Raw genomic sequence first — 11,694 nt, 5'->3', positions numbered from 1 at the left:
CGAATCCTGCATCGATTCAATTTATTGCTTTCTCAACGGCATCCTCACTAAATTTAGCGCCTACCGGAGGGCGATATTGCTGAAAAGGAATCTTCATTAAATTCCCTAACCTGTCGTTTTCTTCGGGTCTCATATGTGTATCAATGCCATAAACCAGCTTGTCACGGTCTAGTGTCATAAAAGTACCGAAGAGTCTGTCCCATATCGAGAAAATATTACCATAGTTAGAATCAGTATAGGGCTGTACATAATGGTGGTGCACCTTATGCATATCGGGCGATACCAGCACCCAGCTTATTGCGTTATCAAGCCATTTGGGTATTACTATATTGGCGTGGTTAAACTGTGAAAGCAGTACCGATATTGACTGATACATAAACACCAGCCACATGGGCGCGCCAGCCAGTACTACTCCTACTGTGGTAAATACAAACCTGAAAACGCTCTCACCCGGATGATGGCGGTTTGCCGAAGTAGTATCAACATGGGTATCTGTATGATGTACCAGATGAAAACGCCACATCCATTTAACCTTATGCTCGGCCCAATGCACCAGCCAGGCGCCTATCAGGTCTAAAAGCAATAAACCTGTAATAGCAAAAAGCCACAGGGGCATTTCTGGCAGCCATTGCAGAATACCGAAATGATTAGCCACTGCCCAGTCGGCCGATTTTAACAGTATAAAGGCCAAAACAAAATTGATAACAACCGTAGTAAGTGTAAAAAAGATATTGATACCTGCGTGCTTAATTTTACTATATTTAAAACTAAATAGCGGAACCGCACTTTCAACCATCCAGAAAAGCGCAATACCGCCTACCAGTATGATACTCCGGTGTAACGACGGAATTGTTCTGAAATATTCAACAATTTGATCCATAATGCAGTAATTTAAACAGAGGTAGAGTTAATAAGGAAAACTGAAAGAAATTTAATGAGAAATTAAAATTTTACAAAATTTAAGCTACAATTTATTATATTTTTTCTTTAATTTGTAATATTAAACATTCACACATTACTAACCTAATTACATTATATGCAAAAGTGTATTTTCCTCGATCGTGACGGAGTACTCAATGAAGATCGAACGGACTATGTTTATAAAGTAGAAGACTATATCATACCCGATGGGGTGATAGACAGCTTAACCCTGCTAAAAAAGGCTGGTTATTTACTGATTGTAGTTACTAACCAGGCAGGTATTGCCAAAGGAATTTATTCTCATGAAGACGTACTGAATTGCTATGATTATCTGCAGAGCCGTTGCGGCGGTGTTATTGACGATATTTACTTCTGCAGGCATCATCCACAATATACCTCTGAGTCATTACTGCGCAAGCCGGACTCTCTCATGCTTGAAAAAGCCATAGCCAAATATAATATCGATACCTCACATTCATATATGATTGGCGACGCCGAAAGAGATGTAAAGGCGGGAATAAAGGCAGGAGTAAAAACCGTGCACATTGCAACAGGCAAAGAAAACACCAGACTCGCCGACTACCAGTTCAGCAATCTGTTGGAAGCTTCAAAATTTATCATCGGCAATCCGGTTTAATAATAAAATGTGTGGTTCATGGTGGGTATCATGAACCACATTTATTACTAACAATGTCTCTTCTCTATTATTTTATCAGGTGATGTTTTTCCATAAGCAGGACATTGCTGACGACGGCATGAGGTCAACATTACACCTGTTAAAAGGAAAAGAATCAATAGTTTAAATTTCATTATGCATTAATTTCGGTTCTAATTAAAACGTTTACCGGTTTACTTTATTTTATACCAACGCATCTTCTGCTGTTTTCTTATTCTTTTTTGTCGAACCATTGCCTGGTATGGTATGTAATTCTTTCTTTTTCTGCGATTTATAACCCAGTATCTCCATCATTGAATTACTATCCTGCTCGTCTGCAAAAAGCTCGGTTGTAATATTACCTTCTGCATCCAGATTAACCAGCACATGCTGTGGCGCAGGAATCAGGCAGTGCTGAATACCGCCGTATCCACCCAAAGATTCCTGATAAGCACCGGTATGGAAGAAACCAATATACTGATCTTCGCTTTCAATATCAAATATCGGCAGATATAAGTCTTCCGAATGCGCCTCTGTATTATAGAAATCCTGTGAATCACAAGTCAACCCTCCGAGGTTCACCTTTTCATAAGGGCTGTCCCAGTTATTGACAGGCATCATGATGTACTTCTGTCCTATCCCCCACGAATCAGGCAATTGCGTAATAAACGAGCCGTCAATCATATACCACAGCTCACGGTCGTTCTGTTGTTTTTTGTCAATTACTTTATAAATAACAGCGCCACTCTCTCCCACCGTATAGCTACCGAATTCGGTAAAAATGTGCGGCACAGGTACGTTATTTTTATTGCATATCCATTGAATATTCTCAATGATTTCATCAATCATTGCCTGATAATCGTAGTTGAATACAAGAGAAGTCTGAATCGGCAAGCCTCCACCAATATCAATCGAATCAAGATCAGGGCACATCTTCTTCATTTCACAATACTTGAACATGAAGCGTGTCAGCTCTGACCAGTAATAAGCATTATCTTTAATACCTGCATTGATAAAGAAATGCAGCATTTTTAGTTTAAAATTCGGGTTCGGTTCTATTTTTTCTTTATAAAGATCATTGATATCGCTGTATCTGACACCCAGGCGTGACGTATAGAATGCAAAATTAGGTTCTTCGTCGGTTGCGATTCTGATACCAATATTTACGGTTTCCGCCTTCGAATGTTGCAGATAATAATCAATCTCTTTCAGGTTATCTAAAATCGGGATACAGTTAACGAAACCGTCGTTATGCAGAGCGGTTATGCCTTCCAGATATTTCGGGCGTTTGTACCCATTACAGATAATGTATGTGTTCTGATTGATTTTCTCTTCCTCATACAAAGACCGGATAATATCAATATCAAACGCCGATGAGGTTTCGAGATGTACGTTGCTTTTAATAGCCGTTTCTATAACAAACTTAAAGTGCGACGATTTTGTACAATAACAATAGGTGTAGCTTCCTTTGTAGTTGTATTTTTTCATAGCGTTTCTGAAAAGCAATTTAGCGTTTTCTACATGCTCTGAAATCTTGGGCAAGTAACTGATTTTGAGTGGCGTACCATACTGTTTGATAATATCCATCAATGGTACATTGTTAAACATCAGTGTATGTTCTTCATCCACACCAAACTCCCTGGTTGGGAATTCGAAAGTTTGTTCAATAAGGTCTATATAACGTTTCATCTCTATGTAAAATGCATAAAAACTTTTAAGATTTTGTAACCATAACAGCTATCTCTGTTTAAAATAGCGTGCAAATGTGACATAAATTTAACAACTTTGCAACTGATATTTGTAACACAGTTTTTATGTCTGTGGTTCAGATATTTTTATTACTTTTATTTTTTGCAATTATTAGACAAAACCCGGAAAATACTGCTTAAAAGATGTCGGGTTTGTGAAATACTTAATTATAAATGAGCCAAAAAATTCATTTCATTGCTATAGGTGGTGCTGTGATGCACAACCTGGCACTTGCACTTCACAAAAAAGGATATATCGTAACAGGTTCAGACGACGAAATAAACGACCCATCGAAAAGCCGTTTGGCCGAAGCAGGAGTTTTACCTGCCGAGTTGGGATGGTTTCCAGAAAAAATAACGAAAGACCTGAACGCTGTGATATTAGGCATGCATGCTTTTTCTGATAATCCGGAATTAGCCAAAGCGCAGGAACTCGGCATAAAAGTTTATTCTTTCCCTGAATACATCTACGAGCAAAGTCTGAATAAGTTAAGAGTTGTAATTGCAGGAAGCCACGGAAAAACAAGTATCACCAGCATGATTCTGCACGTGCTCAAATATCACAACAAGAAATTTGATTATCTGGTTGGAGCACAGATTGAAGGCTTTGATATCATGGTGCAGTTGAATGATGATTCACCGGTTATTATTATTGAAGGTGATGAGTACCCCGAATCGAAAATCCATTTAAAATCGAAGTTTCTGTTCTATCATCCGCACGTTTGTCTTATCAGCGGTATCGCATGGGATCATTTCAATATATTTAAAACATTTGACAGCTACGTACGTACATTTGAAGAACTGGCCGATGAACTGCCTAAAGCCGGGGCTATCATGTATGACGAAACAGATGATATCGTAAAAGTAATAGGAGAAAAAGATCGTACTGATGTAGGTAAATTTCCGTATAAGGCACATCCGTATAAAGTTGAAAACGGCAAATGTATTCTGCTCGACGGAAAAACTGAAATACCGCTAGAGATTTTCGGAGAACACAACATGAAAAACCTGAATGGCGCCAAGCTTATTCTTGACCGCCTGGGTATCACCGACGAGCAGTTTTATGAGGCTATTCAGCATTTTAAGGGAGCCTCGAAACGCCTGGAAAAATTAGGTGAGAATAGCAATACACTCATATTCAGAGACTTTGCGCATGCGCCTTCTAAATTAAAGGCAACTACCCATGCAACCAAAATGCTGTATACCAATCGCCGTCTGATTGCCTGCTATGAATTGCATACCTTTAGTAGTCTGAACAAAGATTTTCTGCCACAGTACGAAGGTACTATGGACGATGCTGATACAGCCGTTGTTTTTTATTCTCCTCATACGCTCGAAATGAAACGCCTCCCGGCTATTACGCCTGAAGAGATCAAAAAAGCTTTTGGTGATGACAAACTATTGGTGTTTACAGAGAAAGAACAAATTGTAGAATTTCTGATGGAACAGAACTGGTATCAGAGCAATCTGCTGATGATGTCTTCGGGCACTTTCGGTGGTCTGGTTTTGCCTGAACTGTCTGACAAAATATTAGAAAAAGAAGTAAAAGAAGAGTTTCCGAAAGTAAAAGTGATTGACCAGGGTAAAGAAACCAAGTCATGGTCGGGATTACTTTCTTCGTTCAAAAAAGTATTCGATAGCGAATAATGCTTTTCATAAAGCCCCGGTAACTGCTGGGGCTTTACCTATATCTTATAAAAGCCCACCATTTCCTCTGTCCGAGGTAATCAGGATTCCCTTCATTGTCATAGGCCTCTTTTTCAAAACTTATTCTTCTGTAAGCTGTCCACCATTGCCTGCATTGGCTATAATGATATGCCCATTCGGCCACATACCAGATATAGAACGGCACCACCAGCAATTCTAATTGTTGACGAATGTGGATACGCTCATGATTAATCAGGACTTCATCCGGATTTTTGGGTCTGATAAGGATAAACGGGAAGAGTGCAATTCCGTTTATTTTTTTGAATGGTATTCCTTTGACAATTATCATATTTCCCAAAAATTAGTAAGTTTTCTGCAAATCTACAAATCAGATGACCACCGGTAATCAGCGAAAATTAACAAATGGTTCATATCCGATTATCACAAAGTATTTGGAAACCAGCAAATCCTTTTACACCTTTACAACAGTTTTAAACCCATTAACTATAACTAATCAATGAAAAAATTAAGCCTATTCTTATCAGCATTATTGATAAGTACCTTATCTTTTGCCCAAAACGCTGAAGAAGTACTGAATAACTACGTAAAAGCAATTGGCGGTAAAACAGCTATATCAAACCTGAAAGATTTAACCATGACTATTTCAGGCGAGGTTCAGGGAGCCAGCATCGAAGTTATCATCCAGAAAAAAGCCCCCAACAAGTTTTCGCAGGTAATCAATGTGGTAGGCATGGGCGAAGTACAAAAACAGGTATTTGATGGCACAAAAGCCCGCTCAAGTGGTATGCAGGGCAGTGAAGACATTACCGATCCTGAAAAAGTAAAAGCGGTAGCTTTACAGGCATTGATAGCCCCTGAAGCAGAATATGTTGCACTAGGTGCTAAATTAGGTTATGCAGGCAAAGAAAAAATCAATAATGCAGATGCACACAAAATTACGGTAGAAATAGGCTCAGTAAAAATGACCGAATACTATGATGCTGCTTCTGGCTTAAAGGTTCGTCAGATAGTTACTGCCGATACCCCTATGGGCTCGCAAACCATCACTACCGACTTCAGCGATTACAAAGACGTAAATGGCGTAAAAATGCCCTACAAACTGAATCAGGATACAGGAATGGTACAATTGGAGTTGAAAGTTGAGAAAGTTCAGGTGAATACTAATCTGGCAGATACTCTGTTCGAAATTAAATAAAGAATGTCTATTGAATTATATAAAAAGAGGAATAGCCTGATAGGCCTATTCCTCTTTTTTTGGAGTTATGCCACCTATGGGCAAACCCGATTTGAGTTCACACACCCGCAAATGGGCACCTTATTCAGAATCATTTTGTATGCCCCAGACTCCACACAGGCCGCCGCAGCTTCACAAAAGGCTTTCCAACGTTTAGATACGCTTAATCTCATATTGAGCGATTACAGGGAAGACAGTGAAATTAATCGTCTTTGCCAAACGTCAGGAACGGGAGAATACATAAAAGTGAGTAACGATTTATGGAAAATCATGCAGGAGTCCATCAAGGCTGCAAAGCTCACTGACGGTTATTTTGATATAACTATAGGCCCCATGACCCAACTGTGGCGGCGCATGAAGCGACAGAAAGAGCTACCTTCTGATAAACTTATCAGCGAAGCGAGAGCTAAAGTAGGTATTGAGAATATTCTGTTAAACAACCAAAGCAGGTCTGTTTTGCTAAAGAAAAAAGGAATGCGCATCGACTTTGGCGGAATAGGAAAAGGCTATGCAGAAGACGAAATGATGAAAGTACTTCGGCAGGAAGGAATCTCATCTGCCATGATTGAGGCCGGAGGGAATATTGTAATTTCTGCCGCACCACCAAAAGAAAAAGGCTGGAAGGTTATCATCAACAATAAAGATTATTACCTTAAAAACTGCGGGATATCTACCTCCGGCGACAGATATCAGTTTGTTGAAATTGATGGCAGGAAATACTCGCATATACTGGATCCCAAAACCGGAATCGGTACGGAGGAATCAAAACAAATAACCGTTATTACAAAAGACGGCACGAGCTCTGAATGGCTTTCGAAGGGAGTATACTTAATGCAAAAGGAAAAAGCAGAAAAACTTGCGCGTAAACTGAAAGCAAGCGTCTTTTAGCTTTATTGTTTCCTGTCTTTTAATGAGTACGTCAATTTATTAATCGTAAATACCTCTCGGTTGGTCAAATTATCCCTTCTGATAGTCTGGTATCCATAGACCAGAAAGCTGTGTCCATACCAGGCTATCAGACTTGTGCGGTCAGTATCTGTTATTTTTTCGGCTACAGTACCCGTTTTCAGATCAAAGTTCTCAAGATCTTTTATTTTTTCATCCTTTCTGACAATTACAGTCTTAATCAAATCTTCATCAGGGTATGCCAGAACATGAAAATCATCCTGATTGGTTATCTGCACTTTAGGGTTCAATTCACCCGACTGCACATCTTTGAGGGAAACGCTGTTATCCCACAATAATTTACCTCTTTGATCAAATCCGCAGATGATGGCATGTGTAAATCTGAAATTATTGTATACATCATTTCCAATGCGGTAATTGCGCCACGTACTAAAATTACCATTGGAAGGTGGTGACTTATATTCGGGGTAAAAAATCTCGGCAATCATTACCCATCCTTCCGACGTTGCCACTATATCATGCAACAATAGCCGGTTGCGCAACTTCACTTCCTTACCCCGTTCTTTTCTCAGCCTGATTTTTGTCTTTATTTTCTCTTCTTTTCTGGCACTCATAAAACTGAAAAAATTGTCCAGATCAGAGAAATCGATGTATTGCGTTTTAGATTCGCTGTCAAGGCTCTGAAGATAGATGCCGATGGAAAGAGGTGAGCACCCTTCGGCATAGTTTCCCAGCAGAAGTGGCGACCCATCGGCCATGGTTAATATTTTACCAGAAATAGGTGTTTTTTGCTTATCACCAAGATTGATGGTGTTCAGGTGTTTGCCTTCGTATGAATAGGTCTTAATAATATACTGGCAATTCCGGTCATTTTTCAGCATTACATAAACTACTCCGTGCTGAATACTGACATCCATCTCATTAATCAGTAAATGGTTGGCATGCAGTTCCGGCAGTACCTTTGAAGTTTTATCAAAGAAATTGAACATAACCACCACGGGCCTGTCGTTATACTTACCTCCGATAAACGCCTTACTCTGCAATACAGTAAAATGCTCGATGTCCATATTCGTAAGCAAATCACCTTCTATATAAGTTTTGTCGCCGTTTTCCAAATCCAGCCGAAGCACACCGATATTGGTTTTCTCCTTTTTTTTGAAGAGAATAAATAGAAAGCGTTCATTCTGATAAGTCTTTGTCAGTGCAAATTCTTCTTCCGGCACAAAGGCGCTTTTCCAAACGTCAGTAAGCGTACTATCATATTTAACGAAATCAATCGTCATTTTGCGGCGATAAAAATCTTCTCTCGAATGAAACAACAAAACCCCTTGCTCTTGTAGTGAAAACAGTTGATGGTCTTCGTCCATGCTGTTATTCAGTTCAAGCTCAATTCTTTTTCCCTGCACCAATTGTGCCGATACTGCGAACGGCAATAAGTACAGAAGAACAACAAACAACAGATGGGGTTTACAGATGTTTTTCATAATAGCCAATCTTAAGAGTCAACGGCTTACCTGCCCTCGTTTGCCTAACTCCACAACCCCTAAGTTATGTATTTTTCGATTATCAAGAGAAAATTTCAACAAAGTTTTTACTTTATGAAAACCCTCGTTACCGGCCGCTCCCGGATTCAGGTAAATCATATTATTTCTTGCCTCATCTTTCATAACACGCAGAATATGAGAGTGCCCGCAAATGAAGATATCCGGTATGGCTTTCTTCAATTGTTTCTTTACCGCCGCATTGTAGTTGGGAGGTGCGCCTCCGATATGGGTCATCCATATATTGAACCCTTCCAGAACGAAAAACTGATGCTCAGGCAATTGCCACTGTATTTCTTTTGAATCGATATTACCGAACACAAACCGGGTTGGTTTAAAAGCCTGCAAGCGTGTTATTATTTCCACCGAGCCTACGTCGCCCGCATGCCATATTTCGTCACAATCTTTAAAGTGCTCAAATACACGTTCATCCAGGTACCCGTGTGTATCTGATATAAGTCCGATAGTTGTCATTGAAAATTTTTAATCTGGTAGTGATCCGGAGGTATTTTGTAATTCTCTGAGTTTAACGTATTTCAGACTTGCATAAACTGCCTGAGTAAATGCCCACACGAACCCGGCATAACCGTTAAGAAAGTTCAGCCGGATAAAATACTCAACAAAAAAACTTACCGGAAGTTTAGTTATTACTTTAAAAACCGAAGTGCGCTTACCTTTTTTGAATAATTCGATAGCACTTCTGGACGAATAGTCGTTCATTTTACCGAAAAACTCGGCTATGTCTGAAAAACTGTAATGCAGCATGCTGTTTTTCAATGTCAGAATTTTACCATCCAGTATCACATCCTCATGCACATTGTTGGTATTGAAATTACCGAAGTTTCTGTTGAAGATCCTCAATGTTGGCAGTTTTGATTCCCGTCCGTATTTCAGGTGTTTACCCAGAAAAATCAGCACTCTGGGTACTTTAAAACCATGGTATTCGTTTTCGGGTGTCAGGCAGGTATCAATTTCATTCTTTAGTGCCGGAGTAACTACTTCGTCTGAATCTACTACAAATACCCAGTCATTTTTTGCCTGTGCAACAGCATATTGTTTCTGGTTACCAAATCCATCAAATTTTCTGAAATAAATCTTACACCCAAATTCCCGGGCAATCGTCAGGGTTTCGTCGGTACTGCCACTGTCTACTATTACCACTTCTTCAGCCCAACCGGTCACTGCTTCTAAAACTTGTCTGATCGTACGGGTATTATTGAAGGTAAGAATTACAACTGAAAGATTCATGCGGATATGCTTTTAATTTCAAAAGTAATATTGTTTGCAGTTTTAACATCGTAATTTTGCAAAAAATTTGAGACTTGAATGATTGAAACCCACGCGCATATTTATGATGAGCAATTTACAGCTGACAGACCCGCAATGCTTGAAAGAGCATTTGCAGCCGGCGTGAAACAAATCTGGATGCCTAATTGTGACCATGAGACCATTGACGGAATGCTGACATTAGAACAACAATATCCGGGTATTTGTCTGCCGATGATGGGTGTGCACCCCTGCTACATTAAAGAAGATTTTAAACAGGAATTAAATACCGTAGAAAACTGGCTGGCAAAGCGGCCATTTGCCATGATTGGTGAAATAGGCATTGACTTTTATTGGGATTTAACCTTTGTGCCTCAGCAGGAAGAGGCTTTTCTGGCACAATTACGCCTGGCACAGCAATACGACCTACCCATTTGTATTCATTCACGCAATTCTAAAAGCGGAGAACTCAACGCCATAGTAAGATGCATTGAATTAATAGAACAGTTTGGATGGAGTGGTCTGAGAGGGATATTCCACTGTTTTTCGGGTACTCTGGAAGAAGCACAAAGGGTAATTGATCTCAATTTTCTGCTGGGTATAGGAGGCGTAGCTACTTTTAAAAATGGTGGCTTAGACAAAGTGTTGCCTTATGTGGGTTTAGATAATCTGGTTCTGGAAACAGACACCCCTTATCTGGCTCCCGTGCCTTACAGAGGTAAAAGAAACGAAGTAGCCTACATTGAACTGGTGGCGCAAAAAATAGCCGGGCTAAAGCAAGTATCGTTTGACGAAGTAGTGCAACAGACTACCGAAAATGCCTTAAAACTGATTAACAAATAATATCTGAGCATTGAATCTGAAACTTCTCTTATTGGGCTTACTATTTGCTGCATTGTGGGCTTCAGCCTCTGCAGCTGCCAAATTCGGGGTTCGCTCGGTTGAGCCTCTGGTACTTTTTCAGATACGCTTTCTGGCTGCGGGTATTATTCTGCTGGGGTACTCGTTTCTGGTACAAAAAGACAGAATACCTAAAGGAAAAGAATGGCGGGAACTAAGTATCTTTGGCTTGCTCAATGTAACCTTGTATCTGAGTTTTTTCGTATTGGGCATTAAAGAAGTGGCCGCCGGAATCGGTAGTTTATCTACGGCTACTAATCCTTTGTTCATTAGCATTTTATCAGCGTTCTGGATAGGCCGGCACGTAAAAAGGGCCGAATGGCTGGCTGTATTTCTGGGCCTGATCGGAGTGGCTGTGGCCACTTATCCGCTTTTTCAAAAAAGCTATGCTACACCACTGGGGCTCTTTTACATGTTTCTGAGCATGCTTTCGTATTCAGTCGGCACCATCTATTATTCCAATATTGACTGGAAGCTGTCCAGAACAGCTATCAATGGCTGGCAGGTATTTATAGGAGGTATTTTTCTGTTGCCATTCACTTTCTTACTACATAAGGAATCCAACAATTATGATCTTACCTTTACCTTATCAGTTCTCTGGCTCATTTTGCCGGTTTCTATATTTGCCGTACAGTTGTGGTTATACTTACTCAAAGTAGACCCGGTAAAAGCCTCTCTGTTTTTGTTCCTGTGTCCTATTTTCGGTTTTGTATATTCCTATTTTCTTCTTGATGAACCCATCACCTACCATACTTTCATCGGCACCGCGCTGGTTATAGCAGGCTTGTATGTCGGGCAGAAAGAGAAGGCGCAATAATTATTACTTCCAGTTATTATCATAAACAAAAAAGCCTG

12 protein-coding genes are annotated in these 11,694 nt (G+C 39.9%); 6 read left to right on the top strand and 6 right to left on the bottom strand.

The annotated features are described in order from the left end of the window. Positions 1-16: 16 nt before the first annotated feature. Entirely contained in the window at positions 17-880 is an 864-nt protein-coding gene (locus tag AC1RRY_RS05530) for a sterol desaturase family protein (RefSeq protein WP_492817605.1), read from the bottom strand. 156 nt (positions 881-1,036) lie between these two features. Between AC1RRY_RS05530 and AC1RRY_RS05525 the strand changes: the two genes are divergently transcribed. Further along, positions 1,037-1,558: a D-glycero-alpha-D-manno-heptose-1,7-bisphosphate 7-phosphatase gene (locus tag AC1RRY_RS05525; protein ID WP_492817607.1), complete on the top strand. Its 522-nt coding sequence runs from the start codon at positions 1,037-1,039 to the stop codon at positions 1,556-1,558. 222 nt (positions 1,559-1,780) lie between these two features. Here the strand turns inward: AC1RRY_RS05525 and AC1RRY_RS05520 are convergent, their stop codons facing one another. Next, positions 1,781-3,265, bottom strand: a complete 1,485-nt coding sequence (locus AC1RRY_RS05520; RefSeq protein ID WP_492817609.1) for a type III PLP-dependent enzyme domain-containing protein — start codon at positions 3,263-3,265, stop codon at positions 1,781-1,783. Between the two features lie 233 nt (positions 3,266-3,498). On the opposite strand from AC1RRY_RS05520, the gene AC1RRY_RS05515 reads away from it, so the two are divergent. Beyond that, positions 3,499-4,971: a UDP-N-acetylmuramate--L-alanine ligase gene (locus tag AC1RRY_RS05515; protein ID WP_492817611.1), complete on the top strand. Its 1,473-nt coding sequence runs from the start codon at positions 3,499-3,501 to the stop codon at positions 4,969-4,971. Between the two features lie 34 nt (positions 4,972-5,005). Here the strand turns inward: AC1RRY_RS05515 and AC1RRY_RS05510 are convergent, their stop codons facing one another. After that, positions 5,006-5,320: a hypothetical protein gene (locus tag AC1RRY_RS05510; protein WP_492817612.1), complete on the bottom strand. Its 315-nt coding sequence runs from the start codon at positions 5,318-5,320 to the stop codon at positions 5,006-5,008. A gap of 168 nt (positions 5,321-5,488) precedes the next feature. Between AC1RRY_RS05510 and AC1RRY_RS05505 the strand changes: the two genes are divergently transcribed. Continuing rightward, positions 5,489-6,187, top strand: coding sequence for a hypothetical protein (locus AC1RRY_RS05505; RefSeq protein WP_492817613.1), 699 nt, complete (start codon positions 5,489-5,491; stop codon positions 6,185-6,187). A 3-nt stretch (positions 6,188-6,190) separates the two neighbouring features. Beyond that, positions 6,191-7,114, top strand: a complete 924-nt coding sequence (locus AC1RRY_RS05500; RefSeq protein ID WP_492817615.1) for an FAD:protein FMN transferase — start codon at positions 6,191-6,193, stop codon at positions 7,112-7,114. Between the two features lie 2 nt (positions 7,115-7,116). Here the strand turns inward: AC1RRY_RS05500 and AC1RRY_RS05495 are convergent, their stop codons facing one another. Genes AC1RRY_RS05495 through AC1RRY_RS05485 form a run of 3 tightly spaced genes read right to left on the bottom strand, consistent with a single transcriptional unit; the run spans position 7,117 to position 9,921 of the window. Next, positions 7,117-8,616 (bottom strand): hypothetical protein, encoded by a 1,500-nt coding sequence (locus AC1RRY_RS05495; RefSeq protein WP_492817616.1) that lies wholly within the window; start codon positions 8,614-8,616, stop codon positions 7,117-7,119. An 18-nt stretch (positions 8,617-8,634) separates the two neighbouring features. After that, positions 8,635-9,147, bottom strand: coding sequence for a metallophosphoesterase family protein (locus AC1RRY_RS05490; protein WP_492817617.1), 513 nt, complete (start codon positions 9,145-9,147; stop codon positions 8,635-8,637). Positions 9,148-9,156: 9 nt separating this feature from the next. Continuing rightward, a complete protein-coding gene (locus AC1RRY_RS05485) occupies positions 9,157-9,921 on the bottom strand; it encodes a glycosyltransferase family 2 protein (RefSeq protein ID WP_492817618.1) in 765 nt (254 codons plus the stop codon). A gap of 78 nt (positions 9,922-9,999) precedes the next feature. Here AC1RRY_RS05485 and AC1RRY_RS05480 point away from each other — a divergent pair, with 78 nt between their 5' ends. Both AC1RRY_RS05480 and AC1RRY_RS05475 read left to right on the top strand, forming a co-directional pair. Continuing rightward, positions 10,000-10,782 carry a TatD family hydrolase gene (locus tag AC1RRY_RS05480; protein WP_492817619.1) on the top strand — a complete coding sequence of 261 codons (783 nt, stop codon included), beginning with the start codon at positions 10,000-10,002 and terminating at the stop codon, positions 10,780-10,782. Between the two features lie 10 nt (positions 10,783-10,792). After that, complete coding sequence (locus AC1RRY_RS05475; RefSeq protein WP_492817620.1) at positions 10,793-11,656, top strand: DMT family transporter; 864 nt, start codon at positions 10,793-10,795, stop codon at positions 11,654-11,656. The last annotated feature ends 38 nt before the right edge of the window (positions 11,657-11,694 follow it).

The organism is Emticicia sp. GW821-FHT11C11, from assembly GCF_058808615.1.
Note: the sequence above shows the minus strand (reverse complement) of the source record. Positions and strands in the feature narration are given on the sequence as shown.

Coding starts and splice junctions, on each gene's coding strand:
- AC1RRY_RS05485 (WP_492817618.1), bottom strand. CDS start 9,921: ATGAATCTTTCAGTTGTAATTCTTACCTTCAATAATACCCGTACGATC.
- AC1RRY_RS05480 (WP_492817619.1), top strand. CDS start 10,000: ATGATTGAAACCCACGCGCATATTTATGATGAGCAATTTACAGCTGAC.
- AC1RRY_RS05495 (WP_492817616.1), bottom strand. CDS start 8,616: ATGAAAAACATCTGTAAACCCCATCTGTTGTTTGTTGTTCTTCTGTAC.
- AC1RRY_RS05530 (WP_492817605.1), bottom strand. CDS start 880: ATGGATCAAATTGTTGAATATTTCAGAACAATTCCGTCGTTACACCGG.
- AC1RRY_RS05515 (WP_492817611.1), top strand. CDS start 3,499: ATGAGCCAAAAAATTCATTTCATTGCTATAGGTGGTGCTGTGATGCAC.
- AC1RRY_RS05525 (WP_492817607.1), top strand. CDS start 1,037: ATGCAAAAGTGTATTTTCCTCGATCGTGACGGAGTACTCAATGAAGAT.
- AC1RRY_RS05500 (WP_492817615.1), top strand. CDS start 6,191: ATGTCTATTGAATTATATAAAAAGAGGAATAGCCTGATAGGCCTATTC.
- AC1RRY_RS05520 (WP_492817609.1), bottom strand. CDS start 3,265: ATGAAACGTTATATAGACCTTATTGAACAAACTTTCGAATTCCCAACC.
- AC1RRY_RS05505 (WP_492817613.1), top strand. CDS start 5,489: ATGAAAAAATTAAGCCTATTCTTATCAGCATTATTGATAAGTACCTTA.
- AC1RRY_RS05510 (WP_492817612.1), bottom strand. CDS start 5,320: ATGATAATTGTCAAAGGAATACCATTCAAAAAAATAAACGGAATTGCA.
- AC1RRY_RS05490 (WP_492817617.1), bottom strand. CDS start 9,147: ATGACAACTATCGGACTTATATCAGATACACACGGGTACCTGGATGAA.